Source organism: Massilia sp. UYP11 (genome assembly GCF_050434805.1).
Taxonomy (GTDB): Bacteria; Pseudomonadota; Gammaproteobacteria; order Burkholderiales; family Burkholderiaceae_D; genus Telluria.
Genome location: NZ_JBNDJE010000001.1, coordinates 766,661 through 788,635, shown reverse-complemented (window position 1 = coordinate 788,635; position 21,975 = coordinate 766,661). Strand labels below are relative to the sequence as shown.

21 protein-coding genes are annotated in these 21,975 nt (G+C 63.1%); 1 reads left to right on the top strand and 20 read right to left on the bottom strand.

What is annotated here, in order from left to right:
* Positions 1-351: 351 nt before the first annotated feature.
* On the bottom strand, positions 352-933 hold the full coding sequence (locus tag ABIB38_RS03485; protein ID WP_429201770.1) for a DUF6036 family nucleotidyltransferase: 582 nt from the start codon (positions 931-933) through the stop codon (positions 352-354).
* Positions 927-1,526: a hypothetical protein gene (locus ABIB38_RS03480; RefSeq protein ID WP_429201769.1), complete on the bottom strand. Its 600-nt coding sequence runs from the start codon at positions 1,524-1,526 to the stop codon at positions 927-929. The genes ABIB38_RS03485 and ABIB38_RS03480 overlap by 7 nt, the downstream gene beginning before the upstream one ends.
* A 376-nt stretch (positions 1,527-1,902) precedes the next feature.
* On the opposite strand from ABIB38_RS03480, the gene ABIB38_RS03475 reads away from it, so the two are divergent.
* Positions 1,903-2,244 (top strand): YdeI/OmpD-associated family protein, encoded by a 342-nt coding sequence (locus tag ABIB38_RS03475; protein ID WP_429201767.1) that lies wholly within the window; start codon positions 1,903-1,905, stop codon positions 2,242-2,244.
* Positions 2,245-2,304: 60 nt separating this feature from the next.
* On the opposite strand, the gene ABIB38_RS03470 is transcribed toward ABIB38_RS03475, so the two are convergent.
* The 18 genes from ABIB38_RS03470 to ubiE all read right to left on the bottom strand — a co-directional run bounded on the left by ABIB38_RS03470 (position 2,305) and on the right by ubiE (position 21,645).
* On the bottom strand, positions 2,305-3,060 hold the full coding sequence (locus ABIB38_RS03470) for a hypothetical protein (RefSeq protein WP_429201766.1): 756 nt from the start codon (positions 3,058-3,060) through the stop codon (positions 2,305-2,307).
* Positions 3,061-3,080: 20 nt separating this feature from the next.
* Positions 3,081-3,854 carry an enoyl-CoA hydratase gene (locus tag ABIB38_RS03465; protein ID WP_429201764.1) on the bottom strand — a complete coding sequence of 258 codons (774 nt, stop codon included), beginning with the start codon at positions 3,852-3,854 and terminating at the stop codon, positions 3,081-3,083.
* A gap of 237 nt (positions 3,855-4,091) precedes the next feature.
* Positions 4,092-5,288 (bottom strand): acetyl-CoA C-acyltransferase, encoded by a 1,197-nt coding sequence (locus ABIB38_RS03460; protein ID WP_429201762.1) that lies wholly within the window; start codon positions 5,286-5,288, stop codon positions 4,092-4,094.
* Between the two features lie 24 nt (positions 5,289-5,312).
* The gene (locus ABIB38_RS03455) at positions 5,313-7,709 is read right to left on the bottom strand and encodes a 3-hydroxyacyl-CoA dehydrogenase/enoyl-CoA hydratase family protein (protein WP_429201760.1); all 2,397 of its coding nucleotides are present in this window, start codon (positions 7,707-7,709) and stop codon (positions 5,313-5,315) included.
* A 140-nt stretch (positions 7,710-7,849) separates the two neighbouring features.
* The gene (locus tag ABIB38_RS03450) at positions 7,850-9,640 is read right to left on the bottom strand and encodes an acyl-CoA dehydrogenase C-terminal domain-containing protein (RefSeq protein WP_429201758.1); all 1,791 of its coding nucleotides are present in this window, start codon (positions 9,638-9,640) and stop codon (positions 7,850-7,852) included.
* Positions 9,641-9,687: 47 nt separating this feature from the next.
* Complete coding sequence (locus tag ABIB38_RS03445) at positions 9,688-10,305, bottom strand: TetR/AcrR family transcriptional regulator (protein ID WP_429201756.1); 618 nt, start codon at positions 10,303-10,305, stop codon at positions 9,688-9,690.
* Positions 10,306-10,572: 267 nt separating this feature from the next.
* A complete protein-coding gene (locus ABIB38_RS03440; protein ID WP_429201754.1) occupies positions 10,573-10,956 on the bottom strand; it encodes an RNA-binding S4 domain-containing protein in 384 nt (127 codons plus the stop codon).
* 18 nt (positions 10,957-10,974) lie between these two features.
* Positions 10,975-12,135 (bottom strand): cardiolipin synthase ClsB, encoded by a 1,161-nt coding sequence (gene clsB / locus ABIB38_RS03435; RefSeq protein ID WP_429201752.1) that lies wholly within the window; start codon positions 12,133-12,135, stop codon positions 10,975-10,977.
* On the bottom strand, positions 12,123-12,953 hold the full coding sequence (locus ABIB38_RS03430) for an endonuclease/exonuclease/phosphatase family protein (protein ID WP_429201751.1): 831 nt from the start codon (positions 12,951-12,953) through the stop codon (positions 12,123-12,125). Before ABIB38_RS03430 ends, clsB begins: the two co-directional genes overlap by 13 nt.
* Positions 12,954-13,089: 136 nt before the next feature.
* On the bottom strand, positions 13,090-13,299 hold the full coding sequence (locus ABIB38_RS03425; RefSeq protein ID WP_429201750.1) for a hypothetical protein: 210 nt from the start codon (positions 13,297-13,299) through the stop codon (positions 13,090-13,092).
* Between the two features lie 360 nt (positions 13,300-13,659).
* Positions 13,660-14,112: a dihydroneopterin triphosphate diphosphatase gene (gene nudB / locus ABIB38_RS03420; protein ID WP_429201748.1), complete on the bottom strand. Its 453-nt coding sequence runs from the start codon at positions 14,110-14,112 to the stop codon at positions 13,660-13,662.
* Positions 14,113-14,246: 134 nt separating this feature from the next.
* Entirely contained in the window at positions 14,247-16,049 is a 1,803-nt protein-coding gene (gene aspS / locus ABIB38_RS03415; protein WP_429201746.1) for an aspartate--tRNA ligase, read from the bottom strand.
* Between the two features lie 69 nt (positions 16,050-16,118).
* Positions 16,119-16,742: a DUF502 domain-containing protein gene (locus ABIB38_RS03410; RefSeq protein WP_429201745.1), complete on the bottom strand. Its 624-nt coding sequence runs from the start codon at positions 16,740-16,742 to the stop codon at positions 16,119-16,121.
* Between the two features lie 46 nt (positions 16,743-16,788).
* Positions 16,789-17,169 carry an FmdB family zinc ribbon protein gene (locus ABIB38_RS03405; RefSeq protein ID WP_429201743.1) on the bottom strand — a complete coding sequence of 127 codons (381 nt, stop codon included), beginning with the start codon at positions 17,167-17,169 and terminating at the stop codon, positions 16,789-16,791.
* 336 nt (positions 17,170-17,505) lie between these two features.
* Positions 17,506-19,065: a ubiquinone biosynthesis regulatory protein kinase UbiB gene (ubiB, locus tag ABIB38_RS03400; protein WP_429201741.1), complete on the bottom strand. Its 1,560-nt coding sequence runs from the start codon at positions 19,063-19,065 to the stop codon at positions 17,506-17,508.
* On the bottom strand, positions 19,062-19,763 hold the full coding sequence (locus ABIB38_RS03395) for a ubiquinone biosynthesis accessory factor UbiJ (RefSeq protein ID WP_429201739.1): 702 nt from the start codon (positions 19,761-19,763) through the stop codon (positions 19,062-19,064). Before ABIB38_RS03395 ends, ubiB begins: the two co-directional genes overlap by 4 nt.
* A 143-nt stretch (positions 19,764-19,906) precedes the next feature.
* Positions 19,907-20,899 carry a Tim44 domain-containing protein gene (locus tag ABIB38_RS03390; protein ID WP_429201737.1) on the bottom strand — a complete coding sequence of 331 codons (993 nt, stop codon included), beginning with the start codon at positions 20,897-20,899 and terminating at the stop codon, positions 19,907-19,909.
* Between the two features lie 11 nt (positions 20,900-20,910).
* The gene (gene ubiE, locus ABIB38_RS03385; protein ID WP_429201735.1) at positions 20,911-21,645 is read right to left on the bottom strand and encodes a bifunctional demethylmenaquinone methyltransferase/2-methoxy-6-polyprenyl-1,4-benzoquinol methylase UbiE; all 735 of its coding nucleotides are present in this window, start codon (positions 21,643-21,645) and stop codon (positions 20,911-20,913) included.
* Between the last annotated feature and the right edge of the window lie 330 nt (positions 21,646-21,975).

The window sequence follows — 21,975 nt, the reverse complement described above, 5'->3', positions numbered from 1 at the left end:
CGCCGCCAGCGCCTCGAAATCCACGTGCTCGGCCAAGCCCACCAACGGATCCCCCAGCCTTGCGCGCCGGTCCTCACGCTCCTGCTCGGCAAACAGACTGATACGGGGTTTCATCATGACGGCACTCGCTGGCTTGGTTCGATGTCAGGATTTTACCCAGCCGCAGGCGTCTCGGCCGAGGTTTTTAGAGGTGGCCTTAAGTTCACTACAAACTGCAGACGCCGATTTACAGGCTTTCCTGACACACGATGAAGTTGCATTCATGCTGGGCCGCTTTGCCGCATATGGCTGCGTTACGTATCGCACGCGTCGGGAAATAAATGCAGCTCAGCAGTCACGCGCCTGAGGTACTCAGGCATCTGTCGGACTATGACCTGTCGAATCGTTTCGCCGGGCCATCGCCAGAACCTCGCGGAGATTCATCCGCAAGTAATCCGTGTTGCCGACGTATCCACCAAGCGCTTCCTCGGCACGTTTCTCGATCTCTTCAGCAGAGACATGAAAACGATGAACCATATTCTGGATGTCTTCTTTATCCGGGTCGGACAATCGGGCGATCTTGCTGACAATAAGGTCGAGAGGGCTCAGCACGTAGACTCGCATCATGTCGGTGCCGATAGGTACCGGCACTGCGTCTTGCTGGTAGTCTTCATGCATCAATGCGAAGGTACTGTTATAGCTGGCATCGAGGTACAGCATATTTCCTTCCTTCGTCTCGACAACCAGGTCGGCAGGCAACAGGATTCGCTTCGAAAACTCGGCGTCGACATCGGTGGTGGTCCGCGCGGCCGTGTACAAGTGAATCGCCATTCCACCAGCAATAAGCATCGTCAGCGGCTCACGTAAATTCGTCCGCTGTTCGAGTTCGATGATCAACGATCGCAGCCCGTGCGCCAGATCCGTATGGGTTGCAAACTCAATCGGTTTCACCATGACCTCACCCCGTCCAGGCGCTTCTCAAGAAGATTACGCAAACGAGGCATATCTCTGACCAGGCCGTCCTTGACCACATCAGGAAACGGCCGCGGCACGGTATGGGCCTGGTAGTGAAACTGACGTGCAGCGGAGTCAAGAAAATCAGCCGCCATCCGGTGTCTTGTCTTGAGTAACTGTGCAGACAATCGGTAGACGTCGGCTTCCCGCCCCGATTTCGGTTGTCTGCGCATTGCCACCGCATCGGCAAGCGAATTGACCAGATCGGCTTCAGTTTCTCTGTCCCATACAATGCTTTCTTTTCCAAAAATCTGCGCAAGGCGATCGTCCTCGGGCACTTGCCGAAGCGCTGCGGCGACACCGCCTCTGTCGAGTACGCCCCACGATGTGATGCGATAAACCGGACCGCTCTTGTCGATACCAACAAAAAACTGTTGCTGCGCGAGCTTGATAGCGCGTAACACCTCGGCGCGTGTGCATTCGAGTGCTTGTGCGGTGTAATGTAATGTGGCTCGTGCGCCGAGCTCTTCCAGCGTGACGAGTACCAGCAAACACCTCCTGAAATCGTGCTTCGGAAAATCCTTATAGCGCACAATCATCTCCACTAACGAACCTCAATTAAGTATAGTCCGTTTATTGATACAGTCAACACGATTTACCTTCCCCGACATGATTGTCCCAATCTGCATCGATGGTTGAAGCACGACAGTGGCAGCAGTTGCTACCTGCACTCCACCGATCGCTAAGCCGATGGAGGAAAATGACACACGCCACTGCAAGTCGCGTTTCGAAACAGCGCTACGCCGCCCCGCCGTACGATAGGAGAAGGATGCTGGGCCTTCGTCGTTCTGCCGAAACCGATCACTAATGTCTTTCCGCGGCGCGGCTGGACGAGCATGCAAGGCGCGCTCAACGGCCGTCCGCTCCAGGCCACACTGGAGCCAGACAGCCAGTTGATCCACTGGTTCAATGGTGCCGGCCACGCTGACGACCGTGGCGGGCGTGACAATCGGAGATACCGTCATCGTCGACGTTGCCCCTGCGCCGACCAAGCAGGAACCTCCTGTCCCACCCGAGTTGGGCAAGGCGCTCGACGCATCGCTACCGGCCGGGGAGACCAGGGGCGCCGCCATTAACGCCACCCGCTTCGACTGGGTCCACTTGATCGAATACGCCAAGCAGGCCGACACTCGCTTGAAGCGCGTGGCCGATACGGGAAACATGCTCGCTTCAAGCAAGAAGCGGGTCTGCTGTTCCGACCCGTCCGGCTACTACAGCAAGAGCCATAAAGCGCAACGCGAGGCGCGCTAAAGCAACTATCGTCATTGATCTGAGCAGAGCTGATTGTTGCTGGCGCGATCCCAGGCACCACTAGCCTCCACCGTCGCGATCGCGTCTCGGCGCCTTTACCTTGTGAACTGCGACGAACCGCAGCCCCTCTACATGGATAGTCCGAACCGCATCGCTTTCGTATATTGCAACGTATTTCTCGGAACTATCAATAATAAATCCACTTGCAATCCGAGTCGGATTTCCAGCTTCAAACACATCATTGCAATATCGAATACCAGGTTGAACCTTATCGCATCCTAGCGTGTATACCTCCGCATCTTCTGCAGCGCGACGTGCTCCTGCCGCCTGTCCAAACATCATTGGCATGATGAAGAGCACAAATAAAGCGAATGCAAGATAACTGAATCCAATTACTAACGTCGGCACAAGCACAAGATTTCCCAGCAGGCGCAACAGCGGATTCATACGCATCCTACTGCGGAGCCACTGCAATTGGCTACTCTGAGTAGTCTTGCGATCCACCCAGCGGAGACTTTGCCAAAAGTAGGCTCCGAAAATAAAGGCAGCAATAACCACTAGCCCAGAACCTAAAAGCCGCATGCCGGATTCCGCTACGGCCATATAGGCGTACAGAAAGTAGTCAGCAGTCGACTTTTCTAGAAGATTTAGAGGAATGCGAAATGCGTTCAGATATGCTTGGTGATAAGCTACGCCGGTCAAATATGCGGCCCCGCTTAACAGCGGGGCCGCAACGCCCAGGGTCAAGGGCAGCCAGAACTTCTCCAGCCTTCCTTCCCTTGCATCTTGCTGAAGTAAATCTGCTTGCTCGGCCATATTGCCCTCTTTAGGACAGGTCAGTCGAACTTGCTGAAATCCGGCTTCCTCTTCTCGAAGAAGGCGGTGAACGCCTCTTTTGCCTCGGCGCCGGTCAGCATGGCGCTGAAGCGCTCGTTCTCGGCGGCGATGGTCTCCTTCACCAGCGCGCCCCGCGCGCGCTTCATCAGCGCCTTGGTGGTGCGGATCGACGCGGGCGGCAGCTTGGCCAGCTTGGCGGCCTGGCCCTGGGCGAAGAACAGCAGCTCGGCATCCGGCAGCACGCGCGCCACGATGCCCATCTCCAGCGCTTCCTGCGCCACGAACGGCTCGCCCAGCAGCAGCTTCTCGGCGGCGCGGGTGTAGCCGGCCGATTGCGCCACCAGCAGCGACGAAGCGAATTCCGGGCACAGGCCAAGCTGGGTGAACGGCATCGAGAACCTGGCGTTCTCGGAGCAATAGACCAGGTCGCAGTGCATCAAGAGCGTGGTGCCGATGCCGACCGCGGCGCCGGCGACGGCCGCCACCACCGGTTTCGTTGCGCCTTCCAGCGCGGTCATGAACTGGAATACCGGGCGGTCCGGCGTCATCGCGCCGTCGCCGACGTTGTTCAAGAAGTCGTCCAGGTCGTTCCCGGCGGTGAAGATCTCGGGCTGGCCGGTGATCAGGATCGCGCGCACCGACGCGTCCTGCTCGGCGTCCTGCAGCGCGTCGGCCATGGCCTGGTACATCGCGCCGGTGATCGCGTTCTTGCGTTCGACGCGGTTGAATTCGATGGTGAGGATGCCGTCGGCGTTGGTGAGGCGGATGGTCATTGCTGTCTCCACGGTTGTTCTTCAGGTGGTTGGACGCGTCGGCAGGGAACCTGCCGACCCTACGGATTTCGCGTGTTCATCCGTTGGGCAGCGCGTGTCGGGTGTCCATGCGTCAGTTGGACGCGTGGGCGGGAGACCCGCCCACCCCACGTCACGCTCGCGGCATTGACGTACGGTGCTTGGATTTCCCGCCCACGCTTGAAATGCGGCGGCGCAGTAAAGCGCCGCCATGTTGGCTCAGACGCGCTCGATGATGCCCGCCGCGCCCATGCCGGCGCCGACGCACATCGTCACCATGCCGTACTTGAGGTTGTTGCGGCGCAGCGCGTGCACGACGGTCGCAGCGCGGATCGCGCCGGTCGCGCCCAGCGGGTGGCCCAGGGCGATCGCGCCGCCCATCGGGTTGACCTTGCTGGTGTCCAGGCCCAGGTCGCGGATCACGGCCAGCGCCTGGGCGGCGAAGGCTTCGTTCAGCTCGATCCAGTCCAGCTGGTCTTGCGTGATGCCGGCGGCGGCCAGCGCGGCGGGGATCGCCACCTTCGGGCCGATGCCCATGATCTCCGGCGGCACGCCGCGCACGGCGAACGAGGAGAACCTGGCCAGCGGGGTCAGGTTGTGCTCCTTCAGGATCTTTTCGCTGACGACGATCAGCGCGCCGGCGCCGTCCGACATCTGCGACGAGGTCGCGGCGGTGACCGACCCCTTGGCCGCGAACACGGGCTTGAGCTTGGCCATGCCTTCAGGGCTGGCGTCGGCGCGCGGGCCTTCGTCGCTGTCGACCAGGCGCTTCTTGACGCTGATTTCACCGGTAGCCAGGTTCGGCGTGCGGGTGATGACTTCGACCGGGGTGATCTCGTCCCTGAAGTAGCCGGCCTGCTGGGCGGCGATGGCGCGGCGGTGCGATTCCAGGCCGAAGGCGTCCTGGTCTTCGCGCGAGATCTTCCACTGGTTGGCGACGTTCTCGGCGGTCAGACCCATGCCGTAGGCCAGGCCCACGTTCTCGTCCTTGAAGGTCTCCATATTGATCGACGGATGGTGGCCCATCATCGGCACCATCGACATCGATTCGACGCCGCCGGCGATCATCACGTCGGCTTCGCCCACGCGGATGCGGTCGGCCGCCATCGCCAGCGCGGTGATGCCCGAGGCGCAGTAGCGGTTGACGGTGACGCCGCCCACCGTGTTCGGCAGGCCGGCCAGCACCACGGCGTTACGCGCCACGTTGAAGCCCTGCTCGGCCTCGGGGAACGAGCAGCCGACGATGGCGTCGACGATCAGGGCCGGGTCCAGGTTCGGCACGGCGGCCATGGCGCCGCGGATGGCGTGCACCAGGAGGTCGTCCGGGCGGGTCTTGTTGAACATGCCGCGCGGCGCCTTGCCGATCGGGGTGCGGGTCGCTGCGACGATGTATGCGTCTTGAAGTTGTTTGCTCATGTCAGTGTCCTGTTCTGTCGGCGCTTAGTTGCGGACTGGCTTGCCGGTCTGCATCATGCCCATGATGCGTTCCTGGGTCTTCGGATTGTTCAGCAGGGCCACGAAGGCCTTGCGTTCCAGGTCGAGGATCCACTGTTCGCTCACCACGCTGCCCTGGTCGATGTCGCCGCCGGTGACGATCTCGGCGATGGTGTCGCCCAGGTGGTAGTCATAGGCCGAGATGAAGCCGCCGTCGCGCATATTGACCATCTGGCCGCGGATGGTGCCCCAGCCATAACGGCCGGTGACCGGGAAGGTGCGGCGTGCCGGGGCGCGATAACCCGCGTCGAACATGGCGCGCGCGGTGGTCTTGGCCACGTGCAGCAGTTCATACGCATTGAACACGATGACATCGTCTTCTTTCAGGTAGCCCATGGCCTTGGCTTCCAGCGCCGACTTCGACACCTGCGCGGTGGCAGCGTTCATGAAGCCGTTCTTCAGGAATTGCAGGATGTCGTTGCCCTTGGCTTCGTTCGCCGCGCGCAGCGCCGCCTCTTTCAGGCCGCCGCCGGCCGGCACCAGGCCGACGCCCACTTCGACCAGGCCGATGTACGACTCGATCGAGGCCACGCGCTTCGATGCATGCAGCGCCAGCTCGCAGCCGCCGCCCAGCGCCAGGCCGGCCACGGCCGCCACGACCGGGATGTTCGAGTACTTCATCGCCATGAAGGTGTCCTGCAGCTCGCGCACGATCGGCTCCATCGCCTTCGCGCCGCCGGCCATGAAGGCCGGCAGGGCCGATTGCAGGTCGGCGCCGGCCGAGAACGCGCCGCCTTCGGCCGCGTCGGTATTCCAGATCACCACGCCCTTGTAGCCCTGCTCGGCTTCTTTCAGCGCGCGCTGGATGCCCTTGATGACGCCGTCGCCGATCACGTGCATCTTGGTCTTGAGCGAGATGACCAGCACCTCGTCGCCCGAATGCCACAGGCGCACCGAGTCGTCCTCGAACACGGTGGTGCCGGCAGTCCTGGCGTCCTGCGTGGTCGAGCCGACCACCGGCGCGCGGAACTGCTGGCGCTGGTAGACCGGCAGGTCGGACAGCGGCACGTAGGCGTTCCTGGTCACCGAGTACGAACCTTCAGGAGTGTGCACGCCCTTCTCGGCGACCGCGCCCTCGAACACCCATGCCGGGAGCGGCGCATCGGACAGGGCCTTGCCCGCTTCGATGTCTTCCTTCACCCACTGCGCGATCTGGGTCCAGCCGGCGGCTTGCCAGGTCTCGAACGGGCCGACGCTCCAGCCGAAGCCCCAGCGCATCGCGAAATCGACGTCGCGCGCATTGTCGGCGATGGTGTCGAGGTGGACGGCGATATAGTGGAAGGCGTCGCGGAAGATCGCCCACAGGAACTGCGCCTGCGGGTTGGTCGAATCGCGCATGGCCTTGAACTTCTTGACCGGGTCTTTCTCTTTCAGGATGCGGCCGACGATGTCGGCGGCTTTCGCGCCGCTCGGCACGTAGTCGCCGGTGGCGAAGTCCAGGCGCTGGATCTCCTTGCCGACCTTCTTGTAGAAGCCGGCGCCGGTCTTCTGGCCCAGCGCGCCCTTCTCGATCAGCCTGGCCAGGATGTCCGGCGTCTTGTACACGCTGAAGAACGGGTCGTCCTTCAGATTATCCTGCATGGTCTTGATCACGTGGCCCATGGTGTCCAGGCCGACCACGTCCGCGGTGCGGAAGGTGCCCGACTTGGCGCGGCCCAGCTTGGCGCCGGTCAGGTCGTCGACCACGTCCACGCTCAAACCGAATTTCTCTGCTTCGACGATGGTGGCCAGCATGCCGAAGATGCCGACGCGGTTGGCGATGAAGTTCGGCGTGTCTTTCGCGCGCACCACGCCCTTGCCCAGGGTCGAGGTCAGGAAGGTTTCGAGCTGGTCCAGGATCTCCGGGCGGGTGGCCTCGGTCGGGATCAGTTCCACCAGGTGCATGTAGCGCGGCGGATTGAAGAAGTGCACGCCGCAGAAGCGCGCCTTCAGCTCGGCGTCGAAGCCTTCGGCCAGCTTGTTGATCGACAGGCCCGAGGTGTTCGAGGCGAAGATCGCGTGCGGCGCGATGTGCGGCGCGACCTTGGCGTACAGGTCGTGTTTCCAGTCCATGCGCTCGGCGATGGCTTCGATGATCAGGTCGCACCCGGCCAGCACGTCGAGGTTGTCCTCGTAGTTGGCCACTTCGATCAGCGCCGCGTCATCCTTGTTGCCCAGCGGGGCCGGCGACAGTTTTTTCAGGTTCTCGATGGCGCGCAGCACGATGCCGTTCTTTGGACCTTCCTTGGCTGGCAGGTCGAACAGCACGACCGGCACCTTGGCGTTCACGCAGTGCGCGGCGATCTGCGCACCCATCACGCCGGCGCCCAGCACGGCGACTTTCTTGACGATGAAATTGGACATGTGTGTTCCTTATTCCTTAGTTGGCTCGTCGTTCCCGCGAAGGCGGGGACCCAAGTTTTTCAGCTCAGTGGCAGCGCTTGCAAACTTGGGTTCCCGCCTTCGCGGGAACGACGGCGTTGGTCGATCAGCGTGACGTGGTGTTAGAACAGCTCGGCGTCCAGCGCCGTCAGGTTCGCGGCGCCCGACCGCGCCTGGCGGATCAGCATCGCGGTTTCCGGGTACAGGCGGGCGAAATAGAAGCGGATCGTCGCCAGCTTGGACTCGTAGAACTTGTCGCCCGAATCGAGCTTGGCCAGGGCGATCTTGGCCTGTTGCGCGAACAGGTAGCTGTACACCAGGTGGCCGGCCACGCGCAGGTAAGGCACGGCGGCGGCGCCCACTTCGTCCGGGTTCTGGAAGGCCTTCATGCCGATTTCCATGGTCAGCTTGGTGACTTTCTCGCCCAGCTCGCCCAGCGGGGTCACGAACTCGGACAGCTGCTCATCCAGGCCGTTGTCTTCGACGAAGGCCTTGATCTTCTCGCCGAACTTGCGCAGTTTGGCACCGTTGTCCATCAGGATCTTGCGGCCCAACAGATCCAGCGACTGCACGGTGTTGGTGCCTTCGTAGATCATGTTGATGCGGGCGTCGCGCACGTACTGCTCCATGCCCCACTCGGCGATGTAGCCGTGGCCGCCGTACACCTGCATCGCTTCCGAGGTCGCGATCCAGCCGTTGTCGGTGATGAAGGCCTTGATGATCGGGGTCAGGAGCGCCACTTCGTCGGCCGCTTCCTTGCGCACGTCTTCGTCAGGGTGGTTCAGCTCGCGGTCGATCTGCAGCGCGACGTAGGACGAGAAGGCGCGCGCGCCTTCGGCATAGGCTTTGGCCGTCAGCAGCATGCGCCGCACGTCCGGGTGCACGATGATCGGGTCGGCCGGTTTGTCCGGCGCCTTCGGGCCCGACAGGCTGCGCATCTGGATGCGGTCCTTGGCGTAGGCCAGCGCGTTCTGGTACGCGACTTCGGTCAGGCCCAGCGACTGCATGCCCACGCCCAGGCGGGCGGCGTTCATGAACACGAACATCGCCTGCAGGCCCTTATGGGGCTGGCCGATCAGGGTGCCGCGCGCGTTATCGAGGTTCATCTGGCAGGTCGAGTTACCGTGGATGCCCATCTTTTCTTCGATGGCGCCGCAGGCGATGCCGTTGCGCTCGCCCAGCGAGCCGTCGTCGTTCGGCAGGAACTTCGGTACCAGGAACAGCGAGATGCCCTTCGAGCCTTCCGGCGCGTCCGGCAGGCGCGCCAGCACCAGGTGGACGATGTTCTCGGACATGTCGTGCTCACCCGCCGAGATGAAGATCTTCGAGCCGGTGATGAGATACGTGCCGTCGGCCTGCGGCTCGGCCTTCGAGCGCAAGAGGCCCAGGTCGGTGCCGCAGTGGGCTTCGGTCAGGCACATGGTGCCGGTCCACTCGCCCGAGACCAGTTTTGGCAGGTACAGGCGTTTCTGGTCGTCGGTGCCGTGCTCCAGCAGGCACTCGTAGGCGCCGTGCGACAGGCCCGGATACATCGACCAGGCCTGGTTCGACGAGTTCAGCATCTCGTAGAACGAGTTGTTCAGGGAGATCGGCAGGCCCTGGCCGCCGTATTCAGGGTCGCAGGCCAGCGCCGCCCAGCCGCCTTCCACGTACTGCCGGTAGGCTTCCTTGAAGCCCTTCGGGGTGGTCACGGTCTTGTCAAGGGCATTGAAGTGGCAGCCTTCGCGGTCGCCCGAGTGGTTCAGCGGGAACAGCACCTCTTGCGTGAACTTCGCGCCTTCTTCCAGCACCTGGTTGATGATGTCGGCATCGATCTCCGAGTACTTCGGCAGATTCTTGAATTCTTCGGTGACGTTGAGGAATTCGTGCAGAACGAACTGCATATCCCGGATTGGCGCGACGTACTGACCCATGGTTATCTCCTGAACGAGGGTAAAGATGTTGGACGTGGCAGGCGGCGTTACGCCGCCTGATGGTCTTGCGGTAGTTGGGGACTGCGGTAATTCTCGACCAGGCGCTCGAAGGCGGCCCGCGCGCGCTCGACCGCGCCTGGATTGCGCAGGAAGCGGGCGTCGTGGTGCAGGGCGAGGATCAGGCCGTGCATCTCGAACACCAGCTGCTCGGGATCGAGATCGGCGCGCAGATGCCTGGCTTCGACCGCCTGCTGCACGCTGCGCAGCAGCGCGCCCTGCCAGGCACGCACCATCGACACCAGCTCCTCGCGGATCGGGCCTTCGCGGTCGTCGTATTCCACGGCGCCGCTGATATAGATGCAGCCCGACGCGATCTCGACCGAAACGCGCTTGACCCAGCGGGTATACATCGCCACCAGGCGCGGCAGGCCGCGCGCTTCCTTGATGCTCGGATAAAACACCTCTTGCTCGAAGCGGTGGTGATACAGCTTGACCACCTCGAGCTGCAGGTCTTCGCGCGAACCGAAATGGGCGAACACGCCTGACTTGCTCATGCTCATCCGGTCGGCCAGCAAGCCGATGGTCAAGCCTTCGAGACCGTTGCGGCTGGCGAGATCGAGCGCGACGTCGAGGATCGCGGCCCGCGTCTGCTCGCCTTTGCGCATGAATTTAGCTGAAGTACTGATGGCTGCCCCTGAATCGAAAAAAATCCGAACGCTCGTACTATTATCTATCAGCCGAGGAATGTCAAACGGGAACTTAGAGGTGACGTTCTATTGATGCAAGACAACGATTGGCGCCGGGAGATGGCGCCATGGAGCGCTTCCGTCCGCCGCCGTGGGCGAGGACCGGAAGTTTGTTGTTTCACCCATAAAGGTACAGCATTTCGGCGCAACGGGATATCCCGTTGACGAGGGGCATTGCGCCCGTCGTCATTCCTCGCCCACGCGCTCCATTGCGCGGCGGTCGCGCTTGGTCGGACGGCCCTTGATGTCCATGCTCGGCTCGGGGTACAGGCGGCGCGCCGTCTTGTCGTTCTCGCGCCGCGCAATGCTCTCGTCGGTCTCGAAATACAGGGTGCGCGCCACCGGCGCCGGCCCGCGCGAGCCCGAAATCGCGGCCACGATCACTTCCCAGCGATCGGAACCGTTGTCGATCAGGATGCGGTCGTTGATCTTGACGGCGCGCGCCGGCTTGACCGGTTCGCCGCCAATGCGCACCCGGCCGCGCTCCACCGCGTCCTGGGCCAGCGAGCGGGTCTTGAAGAAGCGCGCCGCCCACAGCCATTTGTCGATTCGTACGTTGTCTTTTTCCATCTTCTCTTTCCGTTATCCCTAGGTATAGCCGAACGTGACGACCCGCATCACCAGCTTGTACATCATGTAGGCCATGCCATAGGTGGCGCGGCGCAGCCAGCCGATATGGGCGAACTCCTGCGGACAGACTTCCTCGCCGTCCAGGATGCCGCGCTCGATGTGCGCGCGCATGGTGGCGGCGAACACCGGATCGCTCACCACCACATTGGCTTCCTGGTTCAGGAACAGCGACAGGCCGTCGCAATTGCTGGAACCGACCGTGGCCCAGTCGTCGTCGACCACCGCCACCTTCGCATGCAGCTGGGTCTTGCGGTACTCGACCACCCGCACGCCGTCAAGCAGCAGCTTGGGATAGAAGGAATGCGCGACCGCATCCTGGAGCTTGAACTCCCCCACCCCGATCAGCAGCGTCACCTGCACGCCGCGCCGCGCGGCATGCGCCAGCGCCTTGCGGAACTTGCGGCCCGGCGCGAAGTACGGCGTCGCCAGCAGCACGCTGTGGCGCGCGCGTCCCAATGCTTGCAGATAGGCTTTCTGGATCGTGCTGCGGTTGCGCAGGTTGTCACGCACCACAAATGCGGCCCGGGCCGGGCTTTCGCAAGAGGGAATGGCTTGCTTGCGCATCTCTCGGAACAACTGGAAGCGCTTGCGCAGCCGCAGGCGGCCGCTGCGGGTCCACTGGACTTGCGCCTCCTGGTGGATCTGGGCCACCAGCGGCCCGCGCACGCGCACCGAGAAGTCCCAGCGCGGCGCCGGCAGGCGGTGGCCGTCGGCGTGGTCGCACAGCCAGTCGTCGTTGACGTTGATGCCGCCCACGAAGGCGACTTCGCGGTCGATCACGGCGATCTTGCGGTGCGACCGGGCGATGCCGCGCCGGCACCAGGGATTGAACACGCGGTATTGGGCGCCGGCCTCGACCAGGGTGGATCCGAGCCGGCCGCAGCAGCGGTGGCCGGTGCCGAACCAGTCGACCAGCACCCTCACCTTCACGCCACGCCGGGCGGCGCGCGCGAGGGCGTCGCGCACGGCGGCGCCGGTCTCGTCCTCGGCAAAGATATAGGTCTCGAACAAGACCTCGTGCTGGGCGGCGTCGAGCGCTTCGATCAGCGCCGGGAAAAAAGCAATGCCGCTCTGCAGCAGCGCGATGTCATTGTTGTCGACGAAGGTCAGACTGCGCATGGACCTTGCGTGAGTTCGAGCTCGGCCACGATCGGCGCATGATCGGACAGCTTGGCCCACAACGGCCCATGCATCACCTTGGCGCTGTTGACCTTGAAGCCGCGTACGTAGATGCGGTCGAGCCTGAACCACGGCAGCATGGCCGGGAAGGTACGGGCCGGCGCCAGGCGCGGCTGGCGACCGGCCCAGCTGCGCACCATGTCGCCCATCGGCGAGCGCGGACCCAGTTCGTCGAACACTTCCTTGACGCCCAGGGCGTTGCGTAACTTGTCGCTGAGGGTATTGCGCCAGTCGTTGAAGTCGCCCGCGATGATCACCGGCTCGCCGTTCGGCGCCGAAGCGTTGACGGCATCGATCAGCGAGGCGGTCTGGCGGCCACGGCCGCCTTCGAACAGGCCCAGGTGGACCACGTAGCAGTGCACGCGGCATTCGGGCGCGCCCAGGATGCAGTGCAGGATGCCGCGCTGCTCGTAGGCGTGGTCGGAGACGTCGTGGTTGTGCGAATTCTCGATCGGCCAGCAGCTCAGCAGCGCATTGCCGTGGTGGCCGTGGTCATAGACCGTGTTCATCCCGTAGGCCGTATGGTGGACGTCGGCGGCGAAGTAATCGTACTGGGCCGTCTCGGGCCAGTGGCGGTGGCCGCGGTCTTCCTTGCCATAGCGCGCCTGGTAGCGGTCGTGCCGCCCCTGCACCTCTTGCAGGAACACCACGTTGGCATCGAATTCAGCAATGGCCTTCTTGAGCGCGATCACGCGTGGCGTGCTGCGCAGCGAGGTGACGCCCTTATGAATGTTGTAAGTGGCTACACGGATTTTCATGGGAACATTCTACCCGGATCGGACCAGCGTTCTCGTGGAACGGGCCCAATCGTGCGCTTCACAGCCTGACGCTGGAGCGCGGAGCGCGGCGGCCTGCTTGATGCCGTCGCGCCCTCACTGAATCTGAATCCGACAGTCAGGCAAGCGCCAGCGCCGTATCGTAGACCGCTTCATGCCCCGACACGATCATGCGGCGCGGACGGCGTTCTTGCGCGCCCTGCTTCTCTGCGCGCGGCGCCAACGGACCGCTCAGGCGCAGGCCGTCGAACAGGTCGATATAAATGCAGTCGTCCCCTAGCGTGATTGCCTTAACTTTCTTGTCGCCATTCAGTTCGAGGTTATCCATTTTTTCTCCCAGAATCATCCACTTAAAAGTTGCACATCAAAAATTCACCTTGGGTGAGCCGTTGACCTTAATCCACACATTTACTGTTGTCAAACGTGGAATATCTTGTGCATACGCAATTTCACAAAATTTCCTATTGCCACGAAAAAGTCAATTGAACTGTAATCAAATGTATTTTCATAGGAGAGAATACGTTTGCGCGAGCTCATATGCGTGGTCACGCACAGACCATTTTCTAAAAAAAGACCCTGCGTGCTTTTGTTAAAAAACGTCATTTTATTGCGCACACATGCCATATTTCAATGATGATTTTCGGCAAATAAGCTGCTTTTAAGCAATTTTATTTGCCGTTCGCAATTTTTAGCCTGTCTTGCGGGGCAATTGCAGGATGGCTTCGGCGTTGGAAGACGAGAAGCAGCGGTCCGCCGCTTCCAGGTGCGGCAGCCAGGCATGGCGCAAATGCTCGCGCGGGCTGAGGAGGATGGGGATGTCGCGCGGCACGCAGACCGAGAACACGTGCTCGGTGTTGTGGGTCACGCCGGGGGCGTAGCGGTGGCGCCAGACGGGATAGATTTCGTAGACGTTGGAGAGCTGCCAGTCGCGCAGGCGAATACGTCCGCCGTCGACCACGATGCCGGTCTCTTCGAACAGTTCGCGCGCGGCGGTCGTCATCAAGGGCTCGTCGGGCGCGTCGAGCGAACCGGTGACCGATTGCCAGAAGCCCGGGCGATCGGCGCGTTCGAGCAACAGCACTTCCATGTCGGAAGTGTGGATCACGACCAGGACCGATTCGGGGATCTTGTGGGGTTTCATGGAAACCTCGTTGCTGAACGTAGGGTCAGCGGGTCTCCCGCCGACGCGGCGATCGTGATCGGCTCCTTGTCGGCGCCGAATGATCTTGCTGCAAACTATCACCGCGTCGGCGGCAAGCCGCCAACCCTACGCGATCAGGCGACCTTCGGCTCGTTGCGCAGACGGATATGCAGCTCCTTGAGCTGCTTCTCGTCGACTTCCGACGGCGCGTTGGTCAACAGGTCTTGCGCGCGCTGGGTTTTCGGGAAGGCGATCACGTCGCGGATCGACTCGGAGCCGGTCATCAGGGTGATCAGGCGATCCAGGCCGAAGGCAAGGCCACCGTGCGGCGGCGCGCCGTACTGCAGCGCATCGAGCAGGAAGCCGAACTTGAGCCGCGCTTCCTCGGCATCGATCTTTAGCGCGCGGAACACCTTGCTCTGCACTTCCTCGCGGTGGATACGGATCGAGCCGCCGCCCAGTTCCCAGCCGTTCAGGACCATGTCGTAGGCCTTGGCGACGCAGGCGCCCGGGTTCGACTCCAGCATGTCTTCGTGGCCGTCCTTCGGCGCGGTGAACGGGTGGTGGGTCGCGGTCCAGCGGTCGCCGTCTTCGTCGTACTCGAACATCGGGAAGTCGACCACCCACAGCGGGGCCCAGACGTCGTCGAACAGGCCGGCCTTCTTGCCGAATTCCGAGTGGCCGATCTTCACGCGCAGCGCGCCCAGGGCGTCGTTGACGACTTTCGCCTTGTCGGCGCCGAAGAAGATCAGGTCGCCGTCCTGGGCGCCGGTCAACTCCAGGATCTGCGCCAGCACGTCGTCGGAGAGGTTCTTGACGATCGGCGACTGCAGGCCGTCACGGCCTTTCGCCTTCTCGTTCACCTTGATGTAGGCCAGGCCCTTGGCGCCGTAGATCGCGACGAACTGGGTGTAGGCGTCGATTTCCGAACGCGGCATCGAACCGCCCTGCGGCACGCGCATGCCGACCACGCGGCCGTTCGGCAGATTGGCCGCGCTGTTGAACACCTTGAACTCGACCGACTTCATCAGTTCGGTCAGTTCGGTGAACTCGAGCTTGACGCGCATGTCCGGCTTGTCCGAACCATATTTGCCCATGGCAGTGGCGAAGTCCATCACCGGGAACGGGTTCGGCAGGTCGACGTCGGTGGTGTTCTTGAACACGACGCGCATCATCTCTTCGAACAGGTCGCGGATTTCCTGCTCGCTCAGGAACGAGGTCTCGCAGTCGATCTGGGTGAATTCAGGCTGGCGGTCGGCGCGCAGGTCTTCGTCGCGGAAGCACTTGGTGATCTGGTAGTAGCGGTCGAAGTTGGCGACCATCAAGAGCTGCTTGAACAGCTGCGGCGACTGTGGCAGCGCGAAGAAGTTGCCGGCGTTGACACGCGACGGCACCAGGTAGTCGCGCGCGCCTTCCGGGGTCGACTTGGTCAGCATCGGGGTCTCGATGTCGATGAAGCCCAGGTTGTCCAGGTACTTGCGCACTTCCATCGACACCTTGTAGCGCAGGCGCAGGTTGTGCTGCATCTGCTGGCGGCGCAGGTCGAGCACGCGGTGCGTCAGGCGGGTGGTTTCCGACAGGTTGTCGTCGTCCAGCTGGAACGGCACCGGCACCGAGGCGTTCAGCACTTCGACTTCGGTCGCGTTGATCTCGATCTTGCCCGACTTCAGGTTGGCATTGGCCGTGCCTTCCAGGCGGTTGGTGACCGTGCCGACGATGCGCAGGCAGTACTCGTTGCGCACGTGTTCGGCGGCCTTGAAGACGGCGGCGTTGTCCGGATGGCAGACCACCTGCACCAGGCCTTCGCGGTCGCGCAGGTCGATGAAGATCACGCCGCCGTGGTCACGGCGGCGGTGCACCCAGCCGCACAGGCTGACGGTTTGGCCCAGCAGTTCCTCGGTCACGAGGCCGCAGTAGTTGGTACGCATGGTGGACATAGTTTTCGTTCCAGGTTGGTTGATTGCTCGCGCCGCCATCGCAGGCGGCCACTATTCTTTGATTCGGTGCTACTTGATCGCCGCGGCCGGCGCGCTGGCCGATGCGCCCGGCGGCGCGACCACGCCCATCGAGACGATGTACTTCAATGCCGCATCGACCGTCATGTCCAGCTCTTTCACGCGGCTGCGCTCCATCATCAGGAAGAAGCCGGAGGTCGGGTTCGGGGTGGTCGGCACGTAGACGCTGACGAAGTCGCCGCCCAGGTGCCCCGCCACTTCGCCGCCCGGCACGCCGGTGAGGAAGGCGATGGTGTACGAATCGGCATGCGGATACGGCACCAGCACCGCCTGGCGGAAGGCATTGCCCGACGGCGAGAACAGCGTGTCCGATACCTGCTTGACGCTGCCGTACAGCGAGCTGACCACCGGCACGCGCTTGAGCAGGCGCTCGCCCAGGCGCACGATGTAGTTGCCGACCAGGTTGTTGGTGAGCAGGCCAGTCATGAACACGATGGCCAGGGTCAGCACCGCGCCGACGCCCGGCACGTCCATGCCGAACATGACGCGTGGTTGCCAGGCGTCGGGCACGAACAGCAGCGACTGGTCGAGCGTGCTGATGATCAGGTTCAGCACCCAGGCCGTGATGACCAGGGGCACCAGGACCAGCAGGCCGGTGATGAAATATTTGCGCATCGGATTCCCGTTGTACTTGTTGGCGCGCGGCGCTGGCCGCGCCGGATCAGGCGCCGTTCTTGTCGCCGGACGTGCCCGGCGTGGCCGGCGCCGCGGCTGCCGGTGCGCTGGACCCGGTCGCCGCGGCCGGCGCCGCGCCATTGCCGGACGCGCCATTGTCGGACGTGCCAGTAGCGGACATGCCGGTAGCGGACGTGCCGGTACCGGACGCGCCGTTGCCGGCTGCGCCGCTGGCAGGCGGCGTGCCGCCGCGGAAATCGGTCACGTACCAGCCGGTGCCCTTGAGCTGGAAGCCGGCAGCGGTCACTTGTTTCTGGAACGACGGCTTGGCACAGGACGGGCACACGGTCAGGACCGGATCCGAAATTTTTTGCAGTACATCTTTGGAAAAACCGCAGTCTTCGCAACGGTAGGCGTAAATCGGCATGCTAGGTGCTCCGCAAAAATCTTCAAAACCCTGAATTATAAAGCTTTTGCACGGGCATTTGCCGTTTGCGGACTACCTCGGCTGGCATAGAGCCGCCGCATGGGCAAGTGCGCACCGTTCGATGTTGTTTTTCACCATCGTCAACAGGTGTTTCGTTTGCCCAACCATCGGATTGGATGCTCTAATACGGCTTCTTCACCCAATGTTGGCAGCAGGGAATCCTTGCTGTTCACCGTAAAGAAGAAACAGAAGACTGCGCGATGCCCCCATCAGCATGGTCCATAAAAGAACACTAGCTTCCCAAGCCCGCGTCCGCGGGCTTTTTTCTTGGCGCGGTCAGACCAGGTACAGCGCCACCCCGACCGCGCCTCCCGCCGCCACGCAGATCAGGAAGGCCAGCATCCGGTTCGCGCGCCGCTGTTCCATCAGCATCAGCGCCAGCATGTCGGCATTCGGCACATACGGATGCGCCAACTGCCCTTTCGTTTCGCGCTCCAGCAGCTGGTATACCAGGCGCGGCAGCTGCGGGAAGATCTGGGCGTAGCGCGGCGCTTCGGCGCGCAGGCGTTCGGTCAGGCCCTTCCAGCCGACCTGTTCCGTCATCCAGCGCTCGAGATGCGGCTTGGCGGTCTTCCACAGGTCCAGGTCGGGATCGAGCTGGCGTCCCAACCCTTCGATATTGAGCAGGGTCTTTTGCAGCAGCACGAGCTGCGGCTGCACCTCGACGTTGAAACGGCGCGAGGTCTGGAACAGGCGCAGCAGCACCTGGCCGAACGAGATGTCCTTCAGCGGGCGGTCGAAGATCGGTTCGCAGCAGGCGCGCACCGCGGCCTCGAGCTCGTCCACGCGCGTGGTCGCGGGCGCCCAGCCGGATTCGATGTGCGCCTCGGCCACGCGCTTGTAGTCGCGGCGGAAAAAGGCCAGGAAATTCTGCGACAGGTAATCCTTGTCGAAATCGTTCAGGGTGCCGACGATGCCGAAGTCCAGCGCGATATAGCGGCCCAGGGTCTCCGGCGCGGTCGAGACCAGGATGTTCCCCGGGTGCATATCGGCGTGGAAGAAGCCATCACGGAAGACCTGGGTGAAGAAGATCTCCACGCCATCGCTCGACAGCTTCTTGAGGTCGACGCCGGCCGCCGCCAGGCGGTCGATCTGCGAGATCGGGATGCCGTACATGCGCTCCATCACGATCACGCTGCTCGAGCAGTAGTCCCAGTGCATCTCGGGCACCATCAGCAAATCGGAGCCGGCGAAGTTGCGGCGCAGCTGGCTGGCGTTCGCCGCCTCGCGCATCAGGTCCAGCTCGTCGTGCAGGTATTTGTCGAATTCGGCCACCACCTCGCGCGGCTTCAGGCGTCGCGCTTCGCTCCACACGCGTTCGATCAGGCTGGCCGCCAGGTTCATCAGGGCCATGTCTTCGTCGATCAGCTTCTTCATGCCGGGACGCAGCACCTTGACCGCGACTTCCTTGCCATCCTTGAGCTGGGCGAAGTGGACCTGGGCGATCGAGGCCGAGGCCACCGGCTCCCGGTCGAAGCGGGCGAACAGCTCGTCGGGATGGGCGCCCAGCGAGCGCGTGACCTGGGCCACCGCCAGGTCGGAGCCGAACGGCGGCACCCGGTCCTGCAGCAGCGCCAGCTCGTCGGCGATATCGGGCGGCACCAGGTCGCGCCGGGTCGACAGCACCTGGCCGAACTTGACGAAGATCGGGCCCAGCTCTTCCAGCGCCTGGCGCAGGCGGATCGCGCGCGGCGAGGTGATCGTGCGCCAGAAAAAGAAGGTGTTCATCAGGCGCGCGGTGCGCGGGGCATTGATGCTGGTGACTGCGATCTCGTCCAGGCCGTACTTGGTGAAGACAGTGAGGATGCGCAGCAGGCGCAGGAATTTCAATATCATCGACGATCCGGGTGGTGGTCTGCGCGGGTAGGAATGAGGGAGGGTGTGGCGGCGTCCGGCCGGGCCAGCTGTTGTTCGAGGCGCGCGATGCGCTTGGCGGTGCGCTCGACGTCGTCGCGCAGGCGCACCACGTCGGCGGCGAACGCGTCGCGCTGCACCGGCCGCACCAGCACCGGCCTTTCCTCGGCCAGGAACTCGGCCAGGTTCTCGGCCAGGCGCCGTCCCGTCTCGGTCGCGCCACCGGCGGCGCGGCGCGCGGTCTTGACCAGGCGATGGGCGCCCAGCGGCCCCACCACCCGCTCGAGGTCGTGCTCGGCATCCCAGCGCAGGCCGTTGGCCAGCTGCGAGATCACGTTGGCGAACTCGGCGTCGCCTTCGATCTTCACGTATGACAGCGCACGGGTGCGGTCCTGCGCGATCAGCGGCAGGTCGGCCGGTTTCACGCGGATCGTGACGCTGGCCGCGGCTTCGCCCGCCGTGTCGCGCGCAGTGCCCTGATGCATGGCTTCGAGCAGGCCGTCGCGCCCGACGCGCATGCGCAATTGAACCAGCCCAGCGTCGATGCAGGCGTCCTTGCCGGCATGGCGCATGAGCGCGGCCCTGGCCCAGGCTTCCTGGGCCAGCAAGTGGTTGATCGCGGCGACCGCGGGCAGCGTGAGCGCGTGCTGAGGCGACAGTGACGAAAGACTAGAAAACATGGAGCGGATGACCCTCAAAAAACAAAACCGCCCGGGCTGATGCGGGCGGTTTTGATCTTACCAGTTTGCCGGGCGCAAACCCGGCGGCACGGAATGTTTATGGAAAAATAATTCCACCAAAACTAAGCGCCTTAGCAATGCGCTCAATTCGGCTGCTGGATGCCGGCCAGCACCCAGCCGCCGGAGCCCGACAGCGGCTTCGACATGTTCCAGACTTCGACGAACGGTTCCGGCAGCGCGTCCTTGGCGCTGCGGATCATGGCGTTGAACTGCACGCTCGCCAGGTAGTCGGTCGCGGTCTTCTCGATGCCCAGCAGCTGGGCGTCGATGTTGACGACGTCGGTGTAGTCGGCCACGCCGCCGCGTTCCTGGATCTGCATCTTGAGCTCGGCGAACACTTCGGGCGAGGTGAATTCGCGCAGGTCGTCGGTGTCGCCGCGGTCCCAGGCCGCCTGCATGCGGATGAACGACGATTTCGCATGGCGCAGGAAGCTTTCGCTGTCGAAGTCGCCCGGCACGCCCCATTGCTGGTGGCCTGGCGCGGCGGCAGCGCCGCCGAAGCCGGCCGCCGCGGCGCCCTTGTCCAGCGCTACGTTGCCCTGGAAGGCGGACGGTCCGTTGCGCAGGCCCGAGCCGATTTCAGGCGTGGCGGTCGCGCCGGCGGCCTGCGGCTGGAAGCCATTGAAGCCGGTGCTCGAGGCCGCCGACGGATTGGCCGGCGTGTCCTTGCGGCGCACCATGCGCACGATGAACATGATCGCCAGGCCAATCAGCGCGACCATCAGGATGGTCGAGATGATGCTGGCCAGTGCGCCACCGATGCCCAGGTGCGACAGCAACGCGCCCAGGCCCAGGCCCAGCAGTGCGCCGCCCAGGATGTTGCGCATCATGCTCGGTTTCTTGGCGGCGGCCGCAGCGCCCGCGGCGCCAGTCGCGCCGGCCGCGGCAGGCGTGGCCGAATTCGGGGTCTGGCGCTGCATGCTCTGGGCCGGCGCCGGCGCCGGACCCTGCATCTGCTGCACGGACTGCGATTGCCGCCCGACCGAACGCTTGCCGCCCATTGGTCGGGCGAAGGCGTCTGCCACCATCGCGAACGTGGTGACTGCCAACATCGTCGTGACCAAAAACTTTTTCATTGTCTCTATCCTTAGAGTTTTATACCGGTGTGCAAAGCGGCCACACCCGCCGTCAGGTTGAAATACTGGACCCGCTCCAGTCCTGCTTCTTCCATCATCCCCTTCAGCGTATCCTGGTCGGGATGCATGCGGATCGACTCGGCCAGGTAGCGATAGCTGTCGGCATCGCCCGCTATTTTCTGTCCCAGCCACGGCAGCACCGAGAACGAATACACGTCGTACGGTTTTTGCAGCGGCGCGATCACCTTCGAAAATTCCAGCACCAGCAGCTTGCCGCCGGGTTTCAGCACCCGCCGCATCTCGGCCAGGGCCTGATCCTTGTGGGTCATGTTGCGCAGCCCGAACGCGACGCTGACCCGGTCAAAATAGTTGTCCGGGAACGGCAATTTTTCGGCGTCACACAACATGGTTGGGGTGACAAGCCCTTTATTCAAGAGGCGATCGCGCCCGACGCGCAGCATCGACTCGTTGATGTCGGTGAGCCAGACCTCGCCGGTCTTGCCCGCCTGCTTCGCGAAGGCCTTGGCCAGGTCGCCGGTGCCGCCGGCGATGTCGAGCACCTTGAAGCCCGGACGCACGCCGGCCTGGGCGATCGTAAACATCTTCCAGGCGCGGTGCAGGCCGGCCGACATCAGGTCGTTCATGACGTCGTACTTCGCGGCGACCGAGTGGAAAACCTTGGCGACTTCCTGGACCTTCTGGTCCTCGGCGACGGTCTTGTAGCCGAAGTGGGTGGTATTGGTCATATGTGCGGGACGGTTGGGTGTTGCCGCATTATACAAGCAGGCCGGCGCCCGGCCGCGCCATTGGATGCCGGGCGCCGGCGCCCGGGCGTGGACAGGACACGGCGTCGTCCCGGCGTCGTTTCGCGGTCCTTGTTGGAGCGGCACAACGCATCGAGCGCTAACAAGGCGCTCGGCAACGATGCGCCGCTGCGAGACCCCTTTTCCGCTTCGCTTGACCTCGGTAAGATCAATAGCATGTCGCCAATAAATTTGGACGAATAGACATTAGGGAAAGTAAATACTTCGTTCACAATTGCACGTGTCATTAAATTTCTAATAATTTTTGTGCGA